The sequence below is a fragment of the Streptomyces sp. NPDC018964 genome, assembly GCF_044390325.1.
Lineage (GTDB): Bacteria > Actinomycetota > Actinomycetes > Streptomycetales > Streptomycetaceae > Streptomyces.
Map to the genome: position 1 here is coordinate 62349 of NZ_JBIRYZ010000015.1, position 22171 is coordinate 84519.

Consider the following 22171-nt stretch of genomic DNA (forward strand, 5'->3'; position numbering starts at 1 on the left):
GCTCCGGACGTACACGCACCTTCTGCCGTCCAGCGGGACCCGCACCCGCAAGGCGATCGACGACGCGCTCACAGAAGAGGCCGAGACAGAAGGCAACGGCGGCCCACCCGCCATCCAGGGGACATCATCGTCGGACACACCGCTGTGCCCTCAATGCGCTTCGGCTGCCTGACGGCCCCTGCAGCGCATGGCGAGGGCAGAAAGCGAATGCTCCGTTGGCGAACCATGCCGGCGGCACGGGCGAAGGAGGCGCACCGACCAAGGTCGCAGGAGGAACGAAGCCAGATGATGGGGCACGCGTCTGATGGGAACCCACGTTCTGAGGCCGGAGGCCCCTCCGGTCCTCCGACACGAAGGACGGCGCCGGTCCGGGTATCCAGGCGTCACCGCGAGGCAGGAGCGACGACCGTGACCATCTCGATCACTCACCGGGATCCCGCGGCGCTGGGAGGCGGCGGCAGCATCCTCGTGCGTCAGCGCCGGGATCACGCCCGGCTCGACAAGATGATGAACTGCTGGCTGGCCGGGGGTTCGGATGACGAGCTTGATGCCCTGTGGCAGGACATCGTCCAGCTGGTGTTCAGCCACGCCTTCGCGGAGGAAACCGTTCTGTGGCCCGTCCTGCGTCGAGTAGCCCCCAACGGCGAGGAGCTCACCGGTCGCGTGGAGGAGGAGCACCAGGCGATCAACGATCTGGTCGCACAGGTCGAGAAGTCGCCCGACGACCCTCGGCGAGCCGAATGGATCCGGCAGGCGTTCACCCTCATCCGCCAGGACATCCGAGACGAGGAGGACGAGCTGCTGCCCCATCTGCGGGACGCGTTCGGCGACCGCCGGTTGCGGCGGATCGGCGCTATGTGGGAGACGGTTCGGGCGACCGCTCCGACTCGCCCCCACCCCGGCGTCCCGCGGCGTCCGCCGGGCAACGCCGTGCGAGGTGTCCCCCTGAGCCTTTTCGACCGGCTCCGTGACCTCGCACCGGCCGGTGGCTCAGCCGCCCGCCGCGTCGCGTTCACGGCCTCCGCCGCCGCAGGAACTGTGGCCGCCGTATTCTGCGTGGTTCGTGCCACCCGTCGTCCGGAGGGCCGCTGACGCCGGGGAATGCTGCTGTTCATGCGGCTGTGGCCGATGGCGGGCGCTTCCTGTCGTCTGCCGGTCGTCGGCACCCGCCGCCGGAGCGACCGCCTCACTTGTCGCGATCGTCGGCGGTTCGTCCGTGGCGGGAACCGGTGTACGCGGCGTCGCGGAGGCGTCGCAGCCGTTCGGTGGGGTGCAGGCGGGGCAGGTTGTGCGTGTAGGGGTCGTAGGACACGGTGCTGGTGGGCGGAGCGGTGTGCGCTGCCTCCAGGCTCAGGGTGGCGAATGTGCGCCAGGGCTCGTCCGGGGCGGCCGCCCGCAGTGCGAACCGGACGGGTCGGTGGGCGAGTTCCTGCCACAGCGTCGGCCGCACGTCCTCTCGGCGTGCGTCGGGGTCGTGCAGCGGGAAGGCCGCCAGCACGCGCTCGCGATCACCCACTCGGTAGGACAGCAGGGTCGAGTACGGCCCCTTCAGGGCATCGGGCCGGGGGAGAGGCAGGTGGCGGCCGAACCGGCCGGGGCGGCTGGACGTGAACAGCAGGTCGAGCGTGCTGCCCGGGCCGTCGGCGCCCTCGACGCGGACAGCCAGTCCCAGACCGTCCGGCAGCCCTCGGGGGAGGCCCAGCGCCCGCGACCAGCGCACCGTCACCGGGTAGGAGCCGGGCCCGTCCAGCCACGGGACCCCCCACCCGGCCCCCGCCCCGGCGGCGACGGTCAGCGTCCCTGTGCACAGCACCCCGTGCGGGTGCAGGGCCGGTGCCGACCGCCACCGGGCGAGTCCGTGGGCGATCCTGCTGATGATCATGCGGTCCTTCAGGGCTGAGGGCGGATGACGGCGCGTACACAGCCGTCAGTCTTCTCCTTGAACATGTCGTACGCCGTCGGCGCCTGGTCGAGCGAGAGGCTGTGGGTCGCCAGATGGGCCGTCTCGATGTCACCCGCGGCCAGCCGGTCCAGCAGCATGGGGATGTAGCGCTGCCCGTGCATCTGGGCGCCGCGCACGGTGAGCCCCTTGTTGATCACCGCGCCGAGCGGGAACTTGTCGACGGCTCCCGCGAAGACGCCCAGGATGAAGACGGTGCCCGCCTTGCGGCAGGCGTGGATCGCCTGGCGTACGGCGGTCGGCCGGTCCGTCTGTAGCCGGAGCTGCTGCTTGGCCTGGTCGTACAGGTGCATCGGTCCGTCACTGTGCGCCTCCATGCCCACGGCCTCGATGCACACGTCCGGGCCGCGTCCGCCGGTGCGCTCGCGCAGTTCCGCGGCGACGTCGGTGGTCGTGTAGTCGATCGTCTCTGCCCCGACGTACCGCTCGGTCATGGCCAGCCGCTCGGGGATGCGGTCGATGGAGACGACCCGCTCGGCACCCTTCAGGAACGCCGCCCGGGCGGCCATCTGCCCCACGGCGCCGCAGCCCCAGACGGCGACCACGTCACCGGGCTTCACCCCGGCCAGGTCGGCGCCCATCCACCCGGTGGGCACGGAATCGGAGACGAACAGGGCGCTGGTGTCGTCGATGCCCTCGGGGACCTTGAAGGCGCCGTAGTCGGCGAAGGGTACACGGACGTACTCGGCGTGGCTGCCGCGCAGGCCGCCCATGGCGTGCGAATAGCCGAAGATCCCGGCGGGCTCGTAGCCGAAGAGGGCCTGGCCGATGCCCGGGTTGGTGTTGGTGTTGTCGCACAGGGACCACAGGTCGTTGGCGCAGTACCAGCAGCGTCCGCAGCCGACGAAGGAGCAGACGACGACCCGGTCGCCGACCTTGTGCCTGCGCACGGCGGAGCCGGTCTCCACGACCTCGCCGACGAACTCGTGGCCGATCACGTCACCGGCGCGCATGGCCGGGATGTAGCCGCCGATGAGGTGCAGGTCGGAGCCGCAGGTGGTGCCCGCGATCAGCCGCACGATGACGTCCTGGTCGTTGCGCAGCTCCGGATCGGGGACCTGCTCGACGGACAGCTTGTTCACGCCTTCCCAGCACAGCGCCTTCACAGTACTCCCTCCCCACCGGAGCGACGGGTGAACACCTCGACCAGCCTGCCGCCCGGCGTGGGGCGGGTCGTGGGCGGCGCGTCGGGCCGCAGCACCTCACCCGCCTCCAGCAGGGACTTCGCGTCCCGCAATGCGCGCCGCAGCTCCTGCCGTGGGTCCTGCCCGGCCAGACGCGCGGGCACGGAGCTGGACGCTGCGGACACGGGCTCCTTGAAGCGCGCGGCCAGTTCCGTGCCGCGGTCGCCCGGTGCCGGGCGGATCCGCACGTCGATGCGCTCCGCCAGCTCGTCCAGAGGCGGCGGCAGCTTCCCCTCCGACCCCACGTCCGTGGGCGGCCGGTTGACCGTCACGGTGAGCCAGCGGTCGCCCGCCCGCTCGTCGGCCCGGTGCGTCGGCCGGGACCGCCGCACGGCCGCCGCCCCGACGGCCGCGACCGGAACCGCCCACCACAGCTTCCTCATCGAACGCCCTCCGCTTCCGGTGTCCCGGTGGCCACCGTCCGGCGCCGGGTTTCCGTAGCCCCGCGGACGAAACGGCCACGGTCACCGAGGCCGGTGTTCAGCGCTCTCCCGTCGTCACCCGTCCGACTGGAACTTGGGGCCGTTCGGCCTGCGATCGGCTGAGTGCGGGCGCGGTCCGTTACCGGAGCGAACTACCTTCCACGAGGGGCAGGGGAGCGCTGGCCATGGTGGTGCGGGCGGAGCTGGTGCGGCCCGGTCTCCAAATCGTGTCGGCGGAGCAGTACGACCAGTCCTTCACGATGCACGGCACGGTCATGCTGCGATGGTGTTCGCGATGTCCGCGGGGTTCAGCTTCTGGTGGCCGAAGATGACGGGCACCATGCTCGACGCGCGGCTGGAGAAGGTGCACTTCTGGACGCTGTTCGTGGGCTTCCACACCACGTTCCTGGTCCAGCACTGGCTCGGCGCCGAGGGCATGCCCCGCCGCTACGCCGACTACCTGGCCACCGACGGCTTCACCGCGCTCAACACCATCTCCTCCATCGGCGCCTTCCTCCTGGGCCTGTCCACGCTGCCCTTCCACCTCCTGCCCGCCGCCCCGCCACAACTTCGTCACCCTGCCCCGCGTCCGCTCCGAGTCCCCTGCCTTCGACCTGCACCACCCCGCGCTCGCCGGCCTCGACCAGGCGGAGAACACCGGACAGCGCGACGCGCTCGACACGAGTGGCCACAAGGGCGACCGGGGATGACGGACGGGCACCTCCACGGTCCGGCCCCCGGTGTCGTCCCGGGCATTGCGGCGGAGGCGGAAGGCTTCCTCCTGGCCCAAGAACACCGGCAAGACGCACACCGGGAGGCGCAGGCGCTCTGCGGCGCCCTCCCCTGGCTGACCACCGCGCAGGCGGAGGACCTCACACGGCACTACGTCGCCCACCGTCTCCGCCTGTCCCGCCAGATGTTCGAGGCGACCCTGCGCCGTGCCGACGAGCTGGGACGGGAGTACGAGGCCCGGTACCTGCGGCTGCGACGCGACCTGCTCAGACGCCACGGTGCCTGGGCGTCGTGCCTGCTGGTCCGCGCGGCCGCCGTCAGCGGTGCGCTGTGGACGTTGGCCCGCTGAGCGGACCCGGACGGCCCGCCTCCGTCTGGGGCCGGGGAGCAGGTGATCCGGGGCGCGCTGGGTACTCGCCGCCGCATGATGAAGCGCGCGCTGTGGCAGGGACTGCTGGCGGGTACGACCGGGGTGCTGGTGATGACGCTGGGCGAGAAGGCGGAGCAACGGGTGACCGGTCGGCCCGACTCCCATGTCCCCGCCCGCACTCTGGAACGCCTGACCGGCATGCGGGAGTGCTCGGGGCGTCAGCCGGTGCCGGTGAACCTGGCCATGCACGCGGGGCAGGGCGCCCTCCTCGGGGTCCTGCGATCGGTGATGGCGCACGCCGGGCTGCGCGGGCCCTGGTCGTCGGGGAAGTTCGCCGTCGTCCGGGTCACCTCCGACCAGATCCTGGAGAACGCCACCGGCGTCGGCGCCCCGCCCCAGACGTGGCCCCGCCGCGAACTCGCCGTCGACCTGCTGCACAAGACGGTGTACGCCTTTGTCACCGGCGCCGTCGCCGACGCCCTGGCCGCCCGGTCGGGCCCCGGTCCGGGGCAGCGGCACGCCGCGATGCGCCCCGGCCGCCGGTCCGACGTGGGACCTCTGCCCCGGCGACGGTGACCGCCACGCCGCGGCCGCGAGGCGGTCGGGCGGGCGCGGCGTGGTCACTCGCCGGTCGTCCTGGCCACCAGCGCGCCGTACGTCAGTTGCAGGGCGTCCGCGCCGGCCAGCGCGGTGAGCGCCCCCATGGCGGTGCGGGTGGCGCGCGGCCAGAGCAGCTGTCCGGCGGTGAGGGTCGAGGCCACCCAGACGCTCATGCAGAACGGGCACGTCAGCAGCTCGCCGACCGTGTCCTCGGCGCCTTCGGACCGTGCCTCCTCGTGCAGCTCGGCCGGCCCCTGCGGGCCCTGGAACGTGGTGAAGGGGGCCCTCAGCGGGCTGGTCACCGACGCTTTGCTCAGCAGCCGGCTCAGCCGGAAGGTGGCCACCGCGGTCAGTACCACATCCCAGGGCTCGGGCCGGTCCGGCACGGGACGACCGCGCATCCTGACCACCGCCGCCCACCCCGCCGTGTAGACGCCGAAAGCCGTCATGGCCGCCGCATAGCCGCGCAGCGGGCGGTCCTCTCCCGCCGAGTAGGTGCGTTCGGTGCGGCGCAGTCGTCGCCTCAGCCGCTCCACGACACCGCCGTCAGTTGCCGTGCCCATGGCCTCTGTCCTCCCCTGCCCGCTCCGGTGCCCCGGCCGCTCGGTCCTCGTCCGCGCTCTCCGTGCCGTCCTCACGGCGCAGCCTGATCTCCACGTGCCCGCCGACGACGCGGGTGTCGAAGGCGGGCTGGGGCGCGGTGGCAGGGCCGCGGACGTTCCAGCCGTCCGAGAGCCGGAAGACGCTGCCGTGCCAGGGACATTCGACACACCCGTCGGCGACCGTGCCCTCGGACAGCGGGCCCGCCAGATGACTGCACCGGTCGGCCAGTGCGTGGAAGGTGCCGCCGGTCTCGCGCACCACCAGGACCGGCACGTCGTCCACGGCACGCCGCACGGGCCGCCCGGCGGGGAACTCGTCCACCGTGCCGACCCGGTGCCAGCCTTCGCCGACGACGTGCGGTACCTCTTCGGCGTGGTTGGCTCCGGAAGCCTGCCGGTAGGCGAGGTGGCCGCCCAGCATGCCGCCCAGGCCGACCGCAGTCAGCCCGAGGAAGCCGTACGCGCGGCCCGCTCCGGCCCGTCCGGTGAGGCGGCAGAGGAGCGAGGCGCCGTACAGTCCCACGGCCGCCGTGTTGGCCACGGCGTGCACCAGCCCCACCCGTTTCTGCTGCCGGTGGAGTTCGGCCCAGTCGACCGCGCCCGCCAACGCGGCGGGGGCGGCTGTGGCCAGTCCGACGCCCACCAGGAGACCGGCCCCCCGGGAACGGCCGGGCCACAGGTCGAGCACGGCGGCGGACATCCAGCTGCCGATCGGCACCTGCACCATCAAGGGGTGCACGGGATGACCGAGCCACCTGCCGTGCAACGCGTCCCGAGCCCGGCCCAGGGGGAGCGCTCGCACACTCCTGGTGAGCTTGTCGATCGCCGCGTCGGCTCTGGGATCACGCTCCAGGGCGTCGAGCAGGCACAGCATCCGGTTTTGGCCCATACGGCGGCGACCTGGCTTTTTGCTCATGGGCGGAGGGTCCCCCGGAGGGCACGGGACAAACGGCGGCCGGGCCAGGACGTCGGCTCCGCCTCCCGGTCGACCGGACGGGTGCCCCGGCCGGCCAGGAGGACGCGGAGTCAGCCCTTGCCCATGGCTTTGCGTACGGCGTCCTTGGTGCGGTCCATCAGCGCGGCGACCGGCCCGAGGGCCATGTTCTTCGCCCCGGACTCGACCCCCGGGTGGGGCCGGGTCGGTGCCATCGCCTCGGCGGCCTTGATCGCCTTGGCCATCGCGGCCAGGTTGGTGACGTCGGTGCTGCGGCGGATGTGGGTGAACTCGTAGCGTTCCTCGGCCCGCGCGTGCTCCTGGACGCCCTTGCGCAGCTTCAGCAGCTGGGGCATGAACTTGGGGTCGTCGGTGTCCATCTCGTCCAGCGCGGACAGGGTCTCCTTGGCCGCCTTCTCCTCGGCGAGACGGTCCTTCACGACCTGCTCGCCACCGGGGAAGCCCTTGCGGGCGAAGGGGTGGACGACCTCTTCCTCGGCGGTCTCGTGCACCGCCAGCAGGCGCACCAGGCGGCGGAAGGCGTCCCGGCGTTCCTCGCCCGTGGTGGCCTCGACCTCGTCGAAGAGGTTGCGGATGTCGCCGTGCTGGCGCATCAGCAGGGAGACGACGTCGTCGTCCTTGGCCATGTCGTCCCCGGCGTGCGGGGTCTTCAGCTCGGACATCGCGGCCTCCCTACTTCTCGCGCTGGGAGGGGTCGGGGTGCTCGCCCTCGGTCTGGACGCGGTACTCGCGTCCGAACATCTCCTGGTGCTCGTGGATCACCCGGTCGCTGGGGGGTGCCTCGCCGCCGTGGAGGGCCTCCTGCATCTGCTCGAACCGCTCGTGAGCCTCGCGGACGTAGCCGGCGTCCAGTGTCGTGAGGTCCATCTGGGTGTCGAGCAGCTCCCGCAGGTAGCCCTTGTTCGGCGTCTGCTGCTCCGTCGACATGATCGTCAGCGCGTGCAGCTTGGAGAGCGGGTTCGTCTCGTCCTTGGCGTAGGGGTCGCGGACGTTGTCGACCGGATCGCGGTGGTGGAACCTCGTCGGCCGGCCGGGCATGACCTCGGTCAGGTTGTCGACGATCGACTCGGCCTTGCGGTGCTCGATCATCTCGTACAGGTTCGCGTACCGGTACAGGTGGTCGAAGTCCTCCAGCACCCCGAACTGGTACGCCTGCCTCAGGTACGGGTCCGGCTCCATGCGCGCCACCCACGCCGTCAGGTCGACCGCGACCTGCTCGTAGGCGATCGTCGTCTCCAGCACCGAGGAGACACCCGGGAGCAGCCAGTTCACCACCTTCTGCTGCTGCGCCTCGATGTACCGGACCCGGGCCAGCTGCCGCTTGATCTCCGGGTCCACCGTGTGCCGGGCGAGCTGGTGGCTGAACAGGATCGCCTCCACCTCGATCCCGTTCATCGTGATGATCCGGCACCGGGTGTACGGATCGCACCGGTCCGAGTCGATCGGCTCCACGTTCAGCTCACGCCAGCTGCGCAGCTGCCGGTCCAGCGGGATACCCCGCTGCTCCAGTGGGTTGAACGTCATGGGCCGTGCCTCCTGAGGACGAGGGGGGCCGCGCGCCGCCGGGGTACCCCGATTCAGGCGACGAGCACAGACGTGGCCCTCAGTCTGTTCACGACGGGCGACTTCCAGCCACCGCACACACCCGCAGGGCCGTATGGTCCCCCTGGCGGGCCAGCCGATCGGGCGGATGCCGTGCTCATCGGCGAGCGTGTCCTCGCCTCACCGGACCCGGCACGGCGGTCGGCGGCAGGCGACGGCGACCGCCCCACCCAGGGCACATCACCACCCCCAGCAAAACAATGTGCCCTCAATGTGCCCTGGCCGCCTGACGGCCCCTCCCCGGCAAGTAAAAGGGCGAGGCCCGAAGACCCCGCCCAACCCTACGAAACCCCGGCTCAGGGCCACACCAGGCAGTACGCCTGATGCCCCGCCTCGTGCAGCCGGTGCGAGAAGTCCTGCCACTCGTGCAGCAGCTGGTACACGTTGAACGCGTCACGCGGGCCGCCGCGGTCCGGGACCGTCGACCAGATGAAGGCCGCCGCACCGACGGCCTCCTCGCCTATGCCGCGCAGCGGGTCGACCACCGTCATGGGGAGCTTCACGACCGCGTAATCGGGGTGCAGGACGACCAGCTCCAGGGGCGGCACCTTGTGCAGCGGGACGCCCTCGATGCCTGTGAGGACCATCGCGGCCATGGTCTCCGGCTTGATCTTGGTGAACATGCCGCCCATGCCGAGCTCGTCGCCGCCGAGTTCCTCGGGGCGCATCGAGATCGGGACGCGGGCCGCGGTGGCGCCGTCCGGCGCGCCGAAATACTTGTACGTCACCCCCACCCGACCACCATTCCTGCTCCCCGCCCCGCTCAGGGGGCCGATCCGCTCCGGTTCACCGCGTGTCTGACGTGTCCTGTCCGTGTCCTCCGCCTCGCGTCGGTGCCTTCCCCGCCGGGCACGTCGAGGACCCAGGTCATCGGTCCCCTCGCCCAGTCCGCCACCGCGATGCATATCTCCACCCGACTGCTTTTCTAGGACGCGTGGCCCCCGCCGCGCAACCCGATCATCGTGTCAGTGACCTCCCCCACGGCCGCCCGCCGAAACGTACGGTCGGACAACTGCCCGCGGGAGCTTCGCAGCCTCCGGCCGGCCCCGACCGTGTGAGCTGTGTGTATCAGACGCCAGTTTCGCAGATCACGGCCGATCGGGGACCGGATACCGCAGGCCGCCCCTGGCCTACCCTGGACACGTCATACGCACCCGGAGCCGGGAAACCCCGGAATGTCGGAGAAGGTCGGAGAAGTCGCAGGTCATGAGCGAACTGCCCTATTCATACGAAGCCCCAGCCTCGCAGGCACTGTTCGACCGTGCCGCGGCCGTCACGCCCGGCGGCGTGAACTCGCCGGTGCGCGCCTTCCGCGCCGTCGGCGGCACGCCCCGGTTCATGGTGTCGGGCACCGGCCCGTACCTGACCGACGCCGACGGACGCGAGTACGTCGACCTCGTCTGCTCCTGGGGGCCGATGATCCTCGGGCACGCGCACCCCGAGGTGATCGCCGCCGTGCGGGAGGCCGTCGCGCGCGGCACGTCCTTCGGCACGCCCGGTGAGGGCGAGGTCGCGCTCGCCGAGGAGATGACCGCCCGGATCGAGCCGCTGGAGCAGGTGCGGCTCGTCTCCAGCGGCACCGAGGCCACCATGTCGGCGATCCGGCTCGCCCGCGGCTTCACGCAGCGCACCAAGGTGGTCAAGTTCGCCGGCTGCTACCACGGGCACGTCGACTCGCTGCTCGCCTCCGCCGGCTCCGGGGTGGCCACGTTCGCGCTCCCCGACACGCCCGGCGTCACCGGCGCCCAGGCCGGCGACACCATCGTGCTGCCGTACAACGACCTCGACGCCGTGCACGCCGCCTTCGCCGCGCACCCCGGTGAGATCGCCTGCGTGATCACCGAGGCGTCGCCCGGCAACATGGGCGTCGTACCGCCGCTGCCCGGGTTCAACCAGGGGCTGAAGGACGCGTGCGCCGCGAACGGCGCGCTGTACATCTCCGACGAGGTCATGACGGGGTTCCGGACCAGCCGCGCCGGGTGGTACGGCGTCGACGGCGTCCGCCCCGACCTGATGACCTTCGGCAAGGTGATGGGCGGCGGCTTCCCGGCCGCGGCCTTCGGCGGGCGCGCCGACGTGATGGCCCACCTCGCCCCCGCCGGGCCCGTCTACCAGGCCGGCACGCTCTCCGGGAACCCCGTCGCCACCGCCGCCGGGCTCGCCCAGCTGCGGCTGCTCGACGACGCCGCGTACGAGAAGGTGAACGCCGTCTCGGCGCGGATCCAGTCCCTCGTGACCGAGGCGCTGACCAAGGAGGGTGTCGCGCACACGCTGCAGAACGCCTCCAACATGTTCTCCGTGTTCTTCACCGACCGCCCGGTGCGGAACTACGAGGAGGCGAAGGCGCAGGACTCGTTCCGCTTCACCGCGTTCTTCCACTCCCTCCTCGCGAACGGCGTCTACCTGCCGCCGTCGTCCTTCGAGTCCTGGTTCGTGTCCACCGCGCACGACGAGCGGGCCCTCCAGCGGATCGCCGACGCCCTCCCGGCGGCGGCCCGAGCGGCAGCGGAGGCGACCGCGTGAGCACCGTGAAGAAGGACGACGACATCACCGTCGTCCACCTCATGCGGCACGGCGAGGTCGAGAACCCGGACGGGATCCTCTACGGGCGTCTCGCCGGCTACCACCTCTCCGAGCTGGGCCGGCGCATGGCCGACCGGGTCGGCGAGCACCTCGCCCCCCGCGACGTCACGTACGTCGTCGCCTCCCCGCTGGAGCGGGCGCAGGAGACGGCCGAGCCCATCGCCAAGGCGCACGGCCTGGACATCGCCACCGACGGGCGGCTGATCGAGGCGGAGAACGTCTTCCAGGGCAAGACCTTCGGCATCGGCGACGGCGCGCTGCGCCGCCCGGCGAACTGGAAGCACGTCGTCAACCCGTTCAAGCCGTCCTGGGGCGAGCCGTACGTCGACCAGGTCATCCGCATGATGGGCGCGCTGAACGCGGCCAAGGACGCGGCGCGCGGACACGAGGCGGTGCTGGTCAGCCACCAGCTGCCGATCTGGATCGTGCGGTCGTACGTGGAGAAGCGGCGGCTGTGGCACGACCCGCGCAAGCGGCAGTGCACGCTCGCCTCGCTGACCACCTTCACCTACCAGGGGGACAGGATCGTCTCCGTCGGCTACAGCGAGCCGGCCCGTGACCTCGTCCCCGCGCATCTGCTCGCGGGTGCCAAGCCGGTGAAGGGGAAGGGCAAGGCGTTCGGGGCGTGACGTCCGCCGGACCGGCGTGACACCCGCCTGGGACCAGCCTTTCGAAAATCGTTGCGAAACCCCCGCATGCGGTCGGGAACCCCGGGCTTCGTCACGTCCTCTGAGTGAGTGACCACCAGAGGACGTGACGAACGGGGTTGCCATGCGCAGTCTCACCCGCAGGGGAATGCTCGGGCTCGGGGCGGGAGCTGCGGCTGCCGTCCCCCTGGCGGGCTGCGGCGGCCACACGGGTCCGGGCGGCGGGAGCGACACGGGCGGCACCCGCCCCGACGACCGGCCCGGCACGCCGAAGCCGAAGCCGACGAACACCGCCCGCCCGATCGGCGACGGCTCCACCTCCTTCACCGGCAAGCAGCCCCACCAGCCCGAGGCGCCGGTGCCGCTGGAGCCGGGCCAGACCCCGCCGCAGTTCGTCGTCTTCTCCTGGGACGGGGCCGGCGAGGTCGGCAACGGCCTCTTCCCGCGCTTCCTGGACCTCGCCAAGGAGCACGGCGCGTCCATGACCTTCTTCCTCTCGGGCCTCTACCTGCTCCCCGAGTCGAAGAAGCGCCTCTACGACCCCCCGAACAATCCGCGCGGCGCCTCCGACATCGGCTACCTCACCGACGGCCACATCAAGGACACGCTGAAGAACGTCCGCCGTGCCTGGCTCGAAGGGCACGAGATCGGCACCCACTTCAACGGCCACTTCTGCGGCGGCTCCGGCAGCGTCGGCAACTGGACCCCGCAGCAGTGGCGCAGCGAGATCGAGCAGGCCAAGTCCTTCGTCAAGGAGTGGCGGACCAACTCCGGCTGGACCGACCTGGAGCCGCTCCCCTTCGACTACGACAAGGAGCTCGTCGGCGCCCGCACGCCCTGTCTGCTCGGCCAGGACAAGCTGCTGCCCACCGCCCGCGAGCTCGGCTGGCGCTACGACTCCTCCTCGCCCGGCGGCCGCCAGGTCTGGCCGTCGAAGAAGCAGGGCATATGGGACCTCCCCCTGCAGCAGATACCGTTCCCCGGCCACTCCTTCGAGGTCCTGTCGATGGACTACAACATCCTCGCCAACCAGTCGGTCAACTCGACCAACGCGCCCGCCCACAACCACCCCGGCTGGCGGCGGCAGGCGGCCCAGGCGTACATATCCGGCTTCGAGCGGGCCTACGGGACGAACCGCGCGCCGCTCTTCATCGGCAACCACTTCGAGGAGTGGAACGGCGGCATCTACATGGACGCCGTGGAGGAGGCGCTCAAGCACATCGCGCGGGAGAAGGAGAAGGGCGGCGACGTGAGGCTCGTCTCCTTCCGCCAGTTCACCGACTGGCTGGACGTGCAGAAGCCCGAGGTGCTGGAGCGGCTCCGCACCCTGGACGTCGGCCAGGAACCGGCCGGCGGCTGGAAGGCGTTCGCGAAGGACACCGGCGGCGCGACCGGGACGAGCACCGCCGGAACGGGCGCCACCGGAACGGGCACCGGCAACGCCGCCTGAAATGCGGGTTTCCGCCCGCACGGGGGGTGCGCAAGATCCCCGGAACGGGCATGCGAAACTTTTCACATGAGTGCCGCCAGCCGCGCCCCCCAGCGCTCGAACCGAGCCGAACACAGCCCGGACCGTGCCCTCCGTGTCCTCCGCGTCCGCCGTCGCACCACCCTGGCCGCCGGCGCCGCCGCGGCCGCACTGCTCGTCTCCGCGTGCGGATCGGGCGGAACCTCCGGCGGGGGCGGCAACACCAACTTCGTCACCGGCACCGACGGCATCTCCACGGTCGCCGAGGGCGACCGGATCGCCGCTCCCGAGCTGTCCGGGAAGACGCTCGAGGGCGAGCGGCTCGACGTCGCCGACTACAAGGGCAAGGTCGTCGTCCTCAACGTCTGGGGCTCCTGGTGCAACCCCTGCCGCGCGGAGGCCAAGTACTTCGCCAAGGTGGCCAAGGAGTACGCGGACCAGGGCGTGCAGTTCGTCGGCATCAACACCCGGGACGGCAGCACCACGGCCGCCCTCGCCTTCGAGAAGGACTTCGGCATCCCCTACCCGAGCCTGTACGACCCCACGGGCAAGCTGATGCTCCGCTTCGAGAAGGGCACCCTCAACCCGCAGGCGGTCCCCTCGACCCTGGTCCTGGACCGGGAGGGGAGGATCGCGGCCCGCTCGCTGACCTCGCTCAGCGAGGAACGCCTGCTGAAGATGCTCGAGCCGGTCGTCGCGGAGAAGTGACGTGACGGCCCTGCACACGCTCGCCGCCGAGACGGGCTACAACGGCACGGTGCTCAACGGCGCCCTGCTGGTCGCCCTGCCCATCGCCGTGCTCGGCGGGCTGGTCTCCTTCTTCTCGCCCTGCGTCCTGCCGCTGGTGCCCGGCTACCTCTCCTACGTCACCGGCGTCTCCGGCACCGACCTGGCCGAGGCCCGGCGCGGCCGGATGGTCGCCGGCGCGTCCCTGTTCGTGCTCGGCTTCACCGTCGTGTTCGTCTCCGGCGGCGCCTTCTTCGGCTACTTCGGACAGACCCTCCAGGAACAGTCGGGCGTCCTGTCCAAGGTGCTCGGCGTCCTCATGATCCTCATGGGCGTCTTCTTCATGGGCCTGATGCCCTGGCTCACCCAGCGCGAGTTCCGCTTCCACAAGCGCCCCGCGACCGGACTGGTCGGCGCCCCCGTCCTCGGCGCCCTCTTCGGCATCGGCTGGACCCCCTGCATCGGCCCCACCCTCGCCTCCGTCCTCACCCTCTCCGCACAGCAGGAGAGCGCCGGACGCGGCGCCGTACTGACCGTCGCGTACTGTCTGGGACTGGGCGTGCCCTTCGTGCTCGCCGCCGTGGCCTTCCGCAAGGCGCTCGGTGCCTTCGGCTGGGTCAAGCGGCACTACGTCTGGGTCCTGCGCACCGGCGGCACCATGATGATCGCGACCGGTGTGCTGCTGCTGACCGGCGCGTGGGACAGCCTCGTGGCGGAGATGCAGACCTGGTCCAACGGCTTCACTGTGGGGATCTGACCCGATGAGCAAGACGACAACCGACGACTCCCACCGGGCCGCCGACGACACCTCCAAGGCCGCCGACGACCAGGACCTCGGCGCCGCCGGTTCCCAGCTGTCCACCGTGCCCACGGAGGATGCGCCGAACCTGCCCTCCCTCGGCGTCGTCGGCTGGGGCCGCTGGTTCTGGCGGCAGCTCACCTCCATGCGGGTCGCGCTGCTGCTCCTGCTGCTGCTGTCGCTGGGCGCGATCCCCGGCTCGCTCATCCCGCAGACCGGGATCGACGAGACGGCGGTCGCCGACTTCCGCGAGCGCCACGACGTCCTCGCGCCCCTCTACGACAAGCTCGGGCTCTTCGACGTCTACAGCTCGGTGTGGTTCTCGGCGATCTACATCCTGCTGTTCGTCTCCCTCATCGGCTGCATCGTGCCCCGCACCTGGCAGTTCGTGGGCCAGCTGCGCGGCCGCCCGCCGGGCGCGCCCCGCCGGCTGACCCGGCTGCCCGCCCACACCACCTGGCGCACCGAGGCCGCACCCGAAGCCGTCCGCGAGGCCGCGCTCGCCCTGCTGAAGAAGCGCCGCTTCCGCGCCCACCTCGCCGGTGACGCCGTCGCCGCCGAGAAGGGCTACCTGCGCGAGGTCGGCAACCTCCTCTTCCACATCGCGCTGATCGTGATGCTGATCGCCTTCGGCTGGGGCCAGCTGTTCAAGTCCGAGGGCAACAAGCTGGTCGTCGAGGGCGACGGCTTCTCCAACACGCTCACCCAGTACGACGACTTCAAGTCCGGCAGCCTCTTCACCAACGACGACCTGGTGCCGTTCAGCTTCGACGTGAAGGAGTTCACCGGCACCTACGAGCGCACCGGCCCCAACAAGGGCACCCCGCGCACGTACGAGACCGAGCTCACCTACACCGAGGGCGCCGACGGCGAGGAGAAGACGGCCCTCGTCAAGGTGAACAAGCCCCTCGAGATCGGCGACGCCAAGGTCTACCTCGTCAGCCACGGCTACGCGCCCGTCGTCACCGTCCGCGACGGCAAGGGCGAGGTCGTCTTCCGGGACGCCGTGCCGCTGCTGCCGCTCGACTCCAACGTCACCTCCTCCGGCGTGGTCAAGGTCCTCGACGGCTACCGCAACCGGGAGGGCGAGAAGGAGCAGCTCGGCTTCAACGCCTTCTTCGTGCCCACCTTCGGCGGCTCCGCCAGCGGCACGATGCTCTCCCAGTTCCCCGCGCTGGACTATCCGGTGCTCGCGCTCTCCGCCTACCACGGCGACCTGAAGGCCGACTCCGGCATTCCGCAGAGCGTGTACCAGATGGACAAGACCAAGATGAAGGAGTTCAAGGACGCCGAGGGCGAGCTGTTCAAGAAGCTGCTCACGCCCGGCGAGACCATGACGCTCCCGGACGGCGCCGGCTCGGTCACCTTCGAGAAGGACGTCAAGGAGTGGGCCGGCTTCCAGGTCGTCCAGGAGCGGGGCGCCGGCTGGGCGCTCGGCGGCGCCGTCGCCGCGATCGCCGGTCTCGCCGGCTCCCTGTTCATCCAGCGCCGCCGCGTGTGGGTGCGCGCGGTGCGCGGCGCCGACGGCGTGACCGTCGTCGAGATGGCCGGCCTCGGCCGCAGCGAGTCCGCGAAGGTCCCCGAGGAACTCGGCGAACTCGCCGGCATCCTCTACGACCGGGCACCGGGCGCACCCGACCCCTCCCCGGACCCGACCGGTCCCACCGACACCGATCCCGAAGCCGTACCTGCCGAAGGGGCTGAGAAATGACTCTCGCCGCCGCAACAGATCTGGCCGCCGCGGCCAACGAGAACCTCGCGGAGATCAGCAACGTGCTGGTCTACTCCGCGATGGCGGTCTACACCCTCGCCTTCTTCGCGTACATCGCGGAGTGGACCTTCGGCAGCCGCAGCAAGGTCGCCCGTACCGCCGCCGCCCTCAGCCCGAAGGCGGGCGCCCAGGCGAAGAAGGCGCCGGCCGTCACCGTGAAGCAGGCCGGCGGCACCGCCGTACTGGAGCGGCCGAAGGTCGTCGTGCGCGCCGCCACCGGCTCCCGCGACGTGCCCGACGGGCCCGGGGCGCACGGCGGCGACGAGAAGGGCGACCTCTACGGACGGATCGCCGTCTCCCTCACCGTGCTCGCGTTCTGCCTCTCCTTCGGCGGCGTGCTCACCCGCGCGCTGTCCGTGCAGCGGGCGCCGTGGGGCAACATGTACGAGTTCAACATCACCTTCTCCACCACCGCGGTCGGCGTGTACCTCCTGCTGCTGGCGCTGAAGAAGAACATCCGCTGGCTCGGCCTGTTCCTCACCACCACGGTCCTCCTCGACCTCGGTCTGGCCGTCACCGTCCTCTACACCGAGAGCGACCAGCTCGTCCCCGCCCTGCACTCGTACTGGCTGTACATCCACGTCTCCACGGCGATCCTGTGCGGCGCGGTCTTCTACGTCGGCGCGGTCGGCGTGATCCTCTACCTGTTCAAGGACACGTACGAGAACAAGCTCGCGAGCGGCGGCAAGCCCGGCAGTTTCGCCACCTCCGTCCTGGAGCGCCTGCCCGCCGCAGCGTCCCTCGACAAGTTCTCCTACCGGGTCAACGCGGCCGTCTTCCCGCTGTGGACGTTCACGATCATCGCGGGCGCCATCTGGGCCGGCGACGCCTGGGGCCGCTACTGGGGCTGGGACCCCAAGGAGGTCTGGTCCTTCATCACCTGGGTCGCCTACGCCGGCTACCTGCACGCCCGCGCCACCGCCGGCTGGAAGGGCCGCAAGGCCGCCTACCTGGCCCTGCTCGCCTTCGGCTGCTGGCTGTTCAACTACTACGGCGTGAACATCTTCGTCTCCGGCAAGCACTCGTACGCCGACGTCGGCCTGGGCGCGCTGCGGTCCGTCGGGTTCTGAACCCACGCACCACGAAGGCCGGTTCCCTGTGACCTGAGTCACGGGAACCGGCCTTCGTCGTCCGGTTCCCGATGTTCTCGCTCCACACCTGTGGATGCCGGACGATGGGCTCCCGCACCATCGCGGCGCACTCCGGATCGTCCAGCGGCACGATCCCCACACCGTGCCCGGCCGACCGCCCGGTCATGCCCGCCGTGGAAGGTGACCGCCTCGTCGATCACCACCCGGGAGGTGCCGAACCGCCGGACGAGTCCCGAGCGGTGCCGGCGCGGGGGAGCGTCGTCACCCTCGTCGTACCGCGGTACGACCGCTGCCGTCCCGCCCCACCGCGCGGAAGGCGGCGGTCTCCGCGTGCGCCGACGGGGATGCCGCCCTCTTCCAGCCTGGCGCGGATCTCCGTGAGGGCAGTGCCCGGACCGATCGGCTCCATGGGGTCGGTGTCCCCTGCCGACGGCCTGCCGTACGTGCTCTGTACCCTGGCCCGATCATCGTCGCGCGGGCGGTGGTCGGGGCTGGGAGGAACGTCATGGGTGCGCCGGTACTGGAGGAGCTGCGGGAGGTCTGCCAGCCGCAGGCCAAGATGGCGAGCCGCAACGGCGAGCACTGGGCCGGCCGGCTCTACATGCGCAAGGTATCCCTGCGCACCACCCGGCACCTGGTCCGCACCCCGGTCACCCCCGACCAGCTCACCTGGACCATGGTGGTGTGCGGAGTGGCCTCCGGCGCCGCGCTGATGATCCCCGGCCTGGCCGGCGCGGTACTCGCCGTGGTCCTCATGCAGCTGTTCCTGCTCTTCGACTGCGTGGACGGCGAGGTCGCCCGGTGGAAGGGGCAGAACAGCGCGGCCGGCATCTACGTCGACCGGCTCGGCGCGTACCTCGCGGACGCGGCGCTGATGGCGGGCGCCGGCTACCGGGCCGCCGAGTCGGGCGTCGGCGGCTGGCTGTCGGTCGGTATCGCCACCGCCCTCGGCGTCGTCCTGCTCAAGGCCTCCACCGACCTGGTGGACGTCGCCCGCGCCCGCCGCGGACTGGCCGTCGCCGACGACGAGTCCACCCGCCCGCGCTCGGAGGGCGTCGCCACGGTCCGCCGCATCGCCGCCGCGTTCAAGATCCACCGGGTGACCAACGGCATCGAGGCGTCCCTCGTCCTCCTCGTCGCGGCGGTCGCCGACGCGGTCACCGGCGGCATCGAGCCGACCCGCTGGGCCCTGGGCGCGCTCGCCGTCATCACCTGGGTGATGGTCCCGGCCCACCTGCTGTCGATCCTGTCGTCGTCCCGCCTGCGCTGACCCTCCCCCTCCGGGAGCGGCGCCCGCGGAGTCACCTCGTCGAAAACGCGTGAGCACTTTCCAGGGAAGTGCTCACGCCCTTCACATCTGAGCGTCGCGTCAACGGAATCGACCGAGATGCTCACACAACCGGGAACCGTCGTAGGTCGGCCGGAACGTGGCAGCGCTCCTCGCGCGCGGCGTCCGATTCACTCGCGTGGGTGAACATCACCGGTTTGCCCGCTTTCCGGGCCCCGTTCTCCTTACGTTTGGCGCACATGCCGACGACATATGTCGCCCCTCTTCGGGGGCTGACATGAAGGAGACCCATGGTCAAGCCGCCCCATGAGGCGATGCACCGCATCTTCCAGCACGATCCCGGACTCTTCAGTCGCGTCTCACGCTTCCTCGGAGTCGACATCCCGAGGCCCGTCAGGGCCACACCCCTGCCGGCCGACCTCACCGAGACCAGCCCCGTCGAACGCCGGGTCGACACGGTCCTGCGGTTCGAGACCGCGGAGCAGGGCGACTTCCTCCTCGCGATCGAGGCCCAGGGCGGCAAGAACCCGGACAAGCCGGCGAGCTGGGCGTATTACACCAGTTACCTCTGGACCAAGTACCGGCTGCCCACCGCGCTCCTCGTCGTCTGCCAGGACCACGCCACGGCCGAATGGGCCCAGCGGGCGGTCAGCAGCGGGCCGCCCCAACTGCCCACCCTCACCCTGCGTCCCGTGGTCGCCGGTCCGCACAACATGCCCGTGATCACCGACCCCGAGGAGGCCCGCGCCGACCTCGTCCTGACCAGCCTCGCGGCCATCACACACGCCGCCGAACCCGCCGTCAATGCGATACTGAAGGCCCTCTCCACCGCACTGCGGGACGTGCCCGAAGACATCGCGGACCCCCTCGTCGAATTCACCGCACAGGGCCTGGGCAAGCACCCGGCCAAGCACCTCTGGAGGAACCTGGTGGCTGTGGACCTCTCCTTCTACAAGTCCTACCTCGTCGAAGAGATCCGGGAAGAAGCCCGCGCGGAAGCCCGCGCGGAAGCCCGCGTCGAAGGCGAGGCGCGCCGCGCAGCCGAGGATGTCCTGCTCGTCCTGGAGCAGCGCGGCCTCGACATCTCCGACGACGTCCGCGGTCGTGTCACGGACTGCACCGACCCCGACCTCCTCCGCCGCTGGCTCACCCGCGCCGTCACCGTCCCGAAGGCCGAAGAGATCTTCGAATGACGCCGACTCCCTGGCCGCCCGGCTCCGTGCAGGGGCGCAGCGCGGCGTTCAGGAAGAAGATGGCGGTCGAAGTGCCGTACGGCGTAAGGCACTTCGGCGAACACGGGTGCGATTGGCTTTATGCTTGGCCCTGCCCCCATGGGCCGAGATCGCACGCCGGGAGGCATTTGTGTCAGCGCTGGAGCCGGACGACCCGCACTCCGTCGGGGCGTACCGCTTGCTGAGCCGGCTGGGCGCGGGCGGTATGGGCCAGGTGTTCCTCGGGCGTTCCCCGGGCGGGCGGCTCGTCGCGGTCAAGGTGGTGCACGCCGAGCTGGTGCGCCGGCCCGAGTTCCGGGACCGGTTCCGCCGCGAGGTCGAGGCGGCCCGCAAGGTCAGCGGCGCCTTCACCGCCCCGGTCGTCGACGCCGACCCGGACGCGCCCCTGCCGTGGCTGGTCACCAGCTACATCGCCGGTCCCTCGCTGGAGCAGGCGGTCGTCGAGCGGGGGCCGTTCGAGGCGGGGGCGGTCCTCGCGCTGGCGGCCGGGCTGGCCGAGGCGCTGGTGTCGATCCACGCCGTGAACCTCGTCCACCGCGACCTCAAACCCTCCAACGTGCTGCTCGCCGAGGACGGGCCCCGGGTCATCGACTTCGGGATCGTCCGCAGCGTCGAGGCCGACTCGATCACCGGCACCGGCCTCGTGGCCGGCTCGCCCGGCTTCATGTCGCCCGAGCAGGTCAACGGCGACACGATCACCCCGGCCAGCGACGTCTTCTGCCTGGGCGCGGTGCTGGCCTTCGCGGCGACCGGCGCGAATCCCTTCGGCGAGGGACCGACCCCCGCGCTGCTCTACCGCGTGGTGCACAACACCCCCGACATCGGCGCCGTCACCGACCCGGCCCTGCACGCCCTCATCGGCGACTGCCTCGCCAAGGACCCGGCCCGCCGCCCCACCCCGCAGGAGATCCTCGCCCGGGTCGGCGCACTGGGCGACGAGAACACGATGGCCCTGCGGCACCTCGGCCCCTGGCCGCAGCAGGGCAACGCCGCCGGGTCCCCGACCCCGGCCGGTACGCCCGTCCCGGGTGCCCGCGCCACGGATCCGGGGGCCCCGACGAACGTACTGCCGCGCGACGGCGGGCCCGGCACCCTCCCGCAGCAGGCGACCATGGTGGCGCCGCACTTCCACGACCAGGCCACCCGGGTGGGTGCCGCCCCGGAGCCGGCACCCGCCGCCACGGAGCCGACCGGCCGCCGGGCGGGCCGGGAACGCGGTGGCAGCCGGCGGGCCTTCCTGCTCCTCGGCGTCGGCGGGGGCGCGGTCGCCGCGGTCGGCGCCGGGACGGGGTTCTGGCTCAACCGGTCGGCCGCCGCGGACCGGGACCGGGCCACGCCCCCCTCCTCGGCCTCCCCCTCGTCCTCGCCCTCCGCCACCCCGCAGCCCGTCCGGCCCGTCGGGCACTGGCCCCTCGACGAGACCTCGGGCGCGGTCGCGCGGGACACCGCGGGCGGCCGTCACGACGGCGCCGCGACCGGCGTGACCTGGCTGCCCGGCGGAGGCGGCGCCGTCTTCGACGGGCGGGGCGGCCAGATCATGACCGGGGGACCGGTGGTGGAGACCGGGGAGGGCCGAAGCTTCACGGTCGCCGCCTGGGTCCGGCTCTCCGCCGCACCAGGCGACTGGGCCACCGCCGTCAGCCAGGACGCCCAGGACGCCAGCGGCTTCTACCTCCAGTACGCCGTCGAGGAGAACCGCTGGGCCCTCTCCCGCCCCGGCCTGCGCGTCGCCGGCCGCGGCGAGCCCGCCGTGAACGTCTGGACCCACCTCGCCGGCGTCTGCGACGGCCCGGCGCGCACCCTGCGGCTGTACGTCAACGGCGTACAGGAGGCGGAGGGCGAGGACACCAACCCGGTGCCCGCCACCGGCCCCTTCATCATCGGCCGGGCGTCCTACGGCGGCCAGGCCGTCGACTTCTTCCCCGGCGCCGTCCGGGACGTACGGGTCTTCGACCGGGCCCTCACCGCCGCCCGGATCAAGAACCTCGTCGGCTGACCCGCCCCGGCGCCCCGCCCGCGATCGTCCGGGGCCCGGGGGGGGGGCGGGGGGCGGGGGGGGGGGGGGGGGCGGGGGCGGCGGGGGGGGGGGGGGGGGGGGGGCGGGGGGGGGGGGGCGGGCGCGGGGGCCGGCGGGGGGCG

The 22171-nt window shown here is 71.8% G+C and carries 22 protein-coding genes and 2 pseudogenes; 14 read left to right on the plus strand and 10 right to left on the minus strand.

Features of this window, described 5'->3' with window-relative positions:
* Window positions 1-408 precede the first annotated feature (408 nt).
* Window positions 409-1092: a hemerythrin domain-containing protein gene (locus ACH5AO_RS24340; RefSeq protein ID WP_398927980.1), complete on the plus strand. Its 684-nt coding sequence runs from the start codon at window positions 409-411 to the stop codon at window positions 1090-1092.
* Window positions 1093-1186: 94 nt separating this feature from the next.
* On the opposite strand, the gene ACH5AO_RS24345 is transcribed toward ACH5AO_RS24340, so the two are convergent.
* The 4 genes from ACH5AO_RS24345 to ACH5AO_RS24360 form a co-directional block, all read right to left on the minus strand.
* A complete protein-coding gene (locus ACH5AO_RS24345; RefSeq protein WP_398927982.1) occupies window positions 1187-1882 on the minus strand; it encodes a phosphodiesterase in 696 nt (231 codons plus the stop codon).
* Between the two features lie 8 nt (window positions 1883-1890).
* Complete coding sequence (locus ACH5AO_RS24350) at window positions 1891-3042, minus strand: zinc-dependent alcohol dehydrogenase (protein WP_398927984.1); 1152 nt, start codon at window positions 3040-3042, stop codon at window positions 1891-1893.
* Between the two features lie 20 nt (window positions 3043-3062).
* Window positions 3063-3527, minus strand: a complete 465-nt coding sequence (locus ACH5AO_RS24355) for a hypothetical protein (protein WP_398927986.1) — start codon at window positions 3525-3527, stop codon at window positions 3063-3065.
* Between the two features lie 178 nt (window positions 3528-3705).
* Window positions 3706-3843, minus strand: a complete 138-nt coding sequence (locus tag ACH5AO_RS24360; RefSeq protein WP_398927988.1) for a hypothetical protein — start codon at window positions 3841-3843, stop codon at window positions 3706-3708.
* Between the two features lie 6 nt (window positions 3844-3849).
* Between ACH5AO_RS24360 and ACH5AO_RS24365 the strand changes: the two are divergent.
* The 3 genes and pseudogenes from ACH5AO_RS24365 to ACH5AO_RS24375 form a co-directional block, all read left to right on the plus strand.
* Window positions 3850-4276, plus strand: a pseudogene (locus ACH5AO_RS24365) (cbb3-type cytochrome c oxidase subunit I); the annotation flags it as partial.
* On the plus strand, window positions 4273-4647 hold the full coding sequence (locus ACH5AO_RS24370) for a hypothetical protein (RefSeq protein WP_398927990.1): 375 nt from the start codon (window positions 4273-4275) through the stop codon (window positions 4645-4647). The pseudogene ACH5AO_RS24365 and the gene ACH5AO_RS24370, both read left to right, overlap by 4 nt.
* A 75-nt stretch (window positions 4648-4722) precedes the next feature.
* Window positions 4723-5244 carry a hypothetical protein gene (locus ACH5AO_RS24375; protein ID WP_398927992.1) on the plus strand — a complete coding sequence of 174 codons (522 nt, stop codon included), beginning with the start codon at window positions 4723-4725 and terminating at the stop codon, window positions 5242-5244.
* Window positions 5245-5288: 44 nt separating this feature from the next.
* On the opposite strand, the gene ACH5AO_RS24380 is transcribed toward ACH5AO_RS24375, so the two are convergent.
* From ACH5AO_RS24380 to ACH5AO_RS24400, 5 genes are all read right to left on the minus strand, one after another.
* The gene (locus tag ACH5AO_RS24380; RefSeq protein WP_398927994.1) at window positions 5289-5831 is read right to left on the minus strand and encodes a DUF1360 domain-containing protein; all 543 of its coding nucleotides are present in this window, start codon (window positions 5829-5831) and stop codon (window positions 5289-5291) included.
* Entirely contained in the window at window positions 5815-6786 is a 972-nt protein-coding gene (locus ACH5AO_RS24385; RefSeq protein WP_398927996.1) for a Rieske 2Fe-2S domain-containing protein, read from the minus strand. Before ACH5AO_RS24385 ends, ACH5AO_RS24380 begins: the two co-directional genes overlap by 17 nt.
* Window positions 6787-6896: 110 nt before the next feature.
* A complete protein-coding gene (locus ACH5AO_RS24390; RefSeq protein WP_398927998.1) occupies window positions 6897-7487 on the minus strand; it encodes a hemerythrin domain-containing protein in 591 nt (196 codons plus the stop codon).
* Window positions 7488-7497: 10 nt separating this feature from the next.
* A complete protein-coding gene (locus ACH5AO_RS24395; protein ID WP_398927999.1) occupies window positions 7498-8349 on the minus strand; it encodes a hypothetical protein in 852 nt (283 codons plus the stop codon).
* A 374-nt stretch (window positions 8350-8723) separates the two neighbouring features.
* On the minus strand, window positions 8724-9332 hold the full coding sequence (locus ACH5AO_RS24400) for a hypothetical protein (RefSeq protein WP_398928001.1): 609 nt from the start codon (window positions 9330-9332) through the stop codon (window positions 8724-8726).
* A 301-nt stretch (window positions 9333-9633) separates the two neighbouring features.
* On the opposite strand from ACH5AO_RS24400, the gene hemL reads away from it, so the two are divergent.
* The 7 genes from hemL (at window position 9634) to ccsB (ending at window position 17491) form a co-directional block, all read left to right on the plus strand.
* Entirely contained in the window at window positions 9634-10950 is a 1317-nt protein-coding gene (gene hemL, locus ACH5AO_RS24405; protein ID WP_398928003.1) for a glutamate-1-semialdehyde 2,1-aminomutase, read from the plus strand.
* A 41-nt stretch (window positions 10951-10991) separates the two neighbouring features.
* Complete coding sequence (locus tag ACH5AO_RS24410) at window positions 10992-11639, plus strand: histidine phosphatase family protein (RefSeq protein ID WP_398928144.1); 648 nt, start codon at window positions 10992-10994, stop codon at window positions 11637-11639.
* A gap of 166 nt (window positions 11640-11805) precedes the next feature.
* The gene (locus tag ACH5AO_RS24415; RefSeq protein ID WP_398928146.1) at window positions 11806-13107 is read left to right on the plus strand and encodes a hypothetical protein; all 1302 of its coding nucleotides are present in this window, start codon (window positions 11806-11808) and stop codon (window positions 13105-13107) included.
* 66 nt (window positions 13108-13173) lie between these two features.
* Window positions 13174-13833, plus strand: coding sequence for a TlpA family protein disulfide reductase (locus tag ACH5AO_RS24420; RefSeq protein ID WP_398928005.1), 660 nt, complete (start codon window positions 13174-13176; stop codon window positions 13831-13833).
* 1 nt (window position 13834) lies between these two features.
* The gene (locus tag ACH5AO_RS24425) at window positions 13835-14608 is read left to right on the plus strand and encodes a cytochrome c biogenesis CcdA family protein (protein ID WP_398928007.1); all 774 of its coding nucleotides are present in this window, start codon (window positions 13835-13837) and stop codon (window positions 14606-14608) included.
* Between the two features lie 4 nt (window positions 14609-14612).
* Window positions 14613-16361 (plus strand): cytochrome c biogenesis protein ResB, encoded by a 1749-nt coding sequence (locus ACH5AO_RS24430; protein WP_398928009.1) that lies wholly within the window; start codon window positions 14613-14615, stop codon window positions 16359-16361.
* Entirely contained in the window at window positions 16358-17491 is a 1134-nt protein-coding gene (gene ccsB / locus ACH5AO_RS24435; RefSeq protein WP_398928011.1) for a c-type cytochrome biogenesis protein CcsB, read from the plus strand. The genes ACH5AO_RS24430 and ccsB overlap by 4 nt, the downstream gene beginning before the upstream one ends.
* A 67-nt stretch (window positions 17492-17558) precedes the next feature.
* Here the strand turns inward: ccsB and ACH5AO_RS24440 are convergent.
* Window positions 17559-18019 (minus strand): annotated as a pseudogene (locus ACH5AO_RS24440) (hypothetical protein); the annotation flags it as partial.
* Here ACH5AO_RS24440 and ACH5AO_RS24445 point away from each other — a divergent pair.
* The 3 genes from ACH5AO_RS24445 (at window position 18018) to ACH5AO_RS24455 (ending at window position 22028) form a co-directional block, all read left to right on the plus strand.
* Complete coding sequence (locus tag ACH5AO_RS24445) at window positions 18018-18782, plus strand: CDP-alcohol phosphatidyltransferase family protein (protein WP_398928013.1); 765 nt, start codon at window positions 18018-18020, stop codon at window positions 18780-18782. The pseudogene ACH5AO_RS24440 and the gene ACH5AO_RS24445 sit on opposite strands and share 2 nt — an antisense overlap.
* A 308-nt stretch (window positions 18783-19090) precedes the next feature.
* Window positions 19091-19993, plus strand: coding sequence for a hypothetical protein (locus tag ACH5AO_RS24450; RefSeq protein WP_398928015.1), 903 nt, complete (start codon window positions 19091-19093; stop codon window positions 19991-19993).
* Between the two features lie 169 nt (window positions 19994-20162).
* Window positions 20163-22028 (plus strand): LamG-like jellyroll fold domain-containing protein, encoded by a 1866-nt coding sequence (locus ACH5AO_RS24455; protein ID WP_398928017.1) that lies wholly within the window; start codon window positions 20163-20165, stop codon window positions 22026-22028.
* Window positions 22029-22171 lie beyond the last annotated feature (143 nt).

Coding starts and splice junctions, on each gene's coding strand:
- hemL (WP_398928003.1), top strand. CDS start 9,634: ATGAGCGAACTGCCCTATTCATACGAAGCCCCAGCCTCGCAGGCACTG.
- ACH5AO_RS24380 (WP_398927994.1), bottom strand. CDS start 5,831: ATGGGCACGGCAACTGACGGCGGTGTCGTGGAGCGGCTGAGGCGACGA.
- ACH5AO_RS24355 (WP_398927986.1), bottom strand. CDS start 3,527: ATGAGGAAGCTGTGGTGGGCGGTTCCGGTCGCGGCCGTCGGGGCGGCG.
- ACH5AO_RS24450 (WP_398928015.1), top strand. CDS start 19,091: ATGGTCAAGCCGCCCCATGAGGCGATGCACCGCATCTTCCAGCACGAT.
- ACH5AO_RS24370 (WP_398927990.1), top strand. CDS start 4,273: ATGACGGACGGGCACCTCCACGGTCCGGCCCCCGGTGTCGTCCCGGGC.
- ACH5AO_RS24445 (WP_398928013.1), top strand. CDS start 18,018: ATGGGTGCGCCGGTACTGGAGGAGCTGCGGGAGGTCTGCCAGCCGCAG.
- ACH5AO_RS24420 (WP_398928005.1), top strand. CDS start 13,174: ATGAGTGCCGCCAGCCGCGCCCCCCAGCGCTCGAACCGAGCCGAACAC.
- ACH5AO_RS24385 (WP_398927996.1), bottom strand. CDS start 6,786: ATGAGCAAAAAGCCAGGTCGCCGCCGTATGGGCCAAAACCGGATGCTG.
- ACH5AO_RS24390 (WP_398927998.1), bottom strand. CDS start 7,487: ATGTCCGAGCTGAAGACCCCGCACGCCGGGGACGACATGGCCAAGGAC.
- ACH5AO_RS24375 (WP_398927992.1), top strand. CDS start 4,723: ATGATGAAGCGCGCGCTGTGGCAGGGACTGCTGGCGGGTACGACCGGG.
- ACH5AO_RS24345 (WP_398927982.1), bottom strand. CDS start 1,882: ATGATCATCAGCAGGATCGCCCACGGACTCGCCCGGTGGCGGTCGGCA.
- ACH5AO_RS24415 (WP_398928146.1), top strand. CDS start 11,806: ATGCTCGGGCTCGGGGCGGGAGCTGCGGCTGCCGTCCCCCTGGCGGGC.
- ACH5AO_RS24400 (WP_398928001.1), bottom strand. CDS start 9,332: ATGCATCGCGGTGGCGGACTGGGCGAGGGGACCGATGACCTGGGTCCT.
- ACH5AO_RS24410 (WP_398928144.1), top strand. CDS start 10,992: ATGCGGCACGGCGAGGTCGAGAACCCGGACGGGATCCTCTACGGGCGT.
- ACH5AO_RS24430 (WP_398928009.1), top strand. CDS start 14,613: ATGAGCAAGACGACAACCGACGACTCCCACCGGGCCGCCGACGACACC.
- ACH5AO_RS24395 (WP_398927999.1), bottom strand. CDS start 8,349: ATGACGTTCAACCCACTGGAGCAGCGGGGTATCCCGCTGGACCGGCAG.
- ACH5AO_RS24360 (WP_398927988.1), bottom strand. CDS start 3,843: ATGACCGTGCCGTGCATCGTGAAGGACTGGTCGTACTGCTCCGCCGAC.
- ccsB (WP_398928011.1), top strand. CDS start 16,358: ATGACTCTCGCCGCCGCAACAGATCTGGCCGCCGCGGCCAACGAGAAC.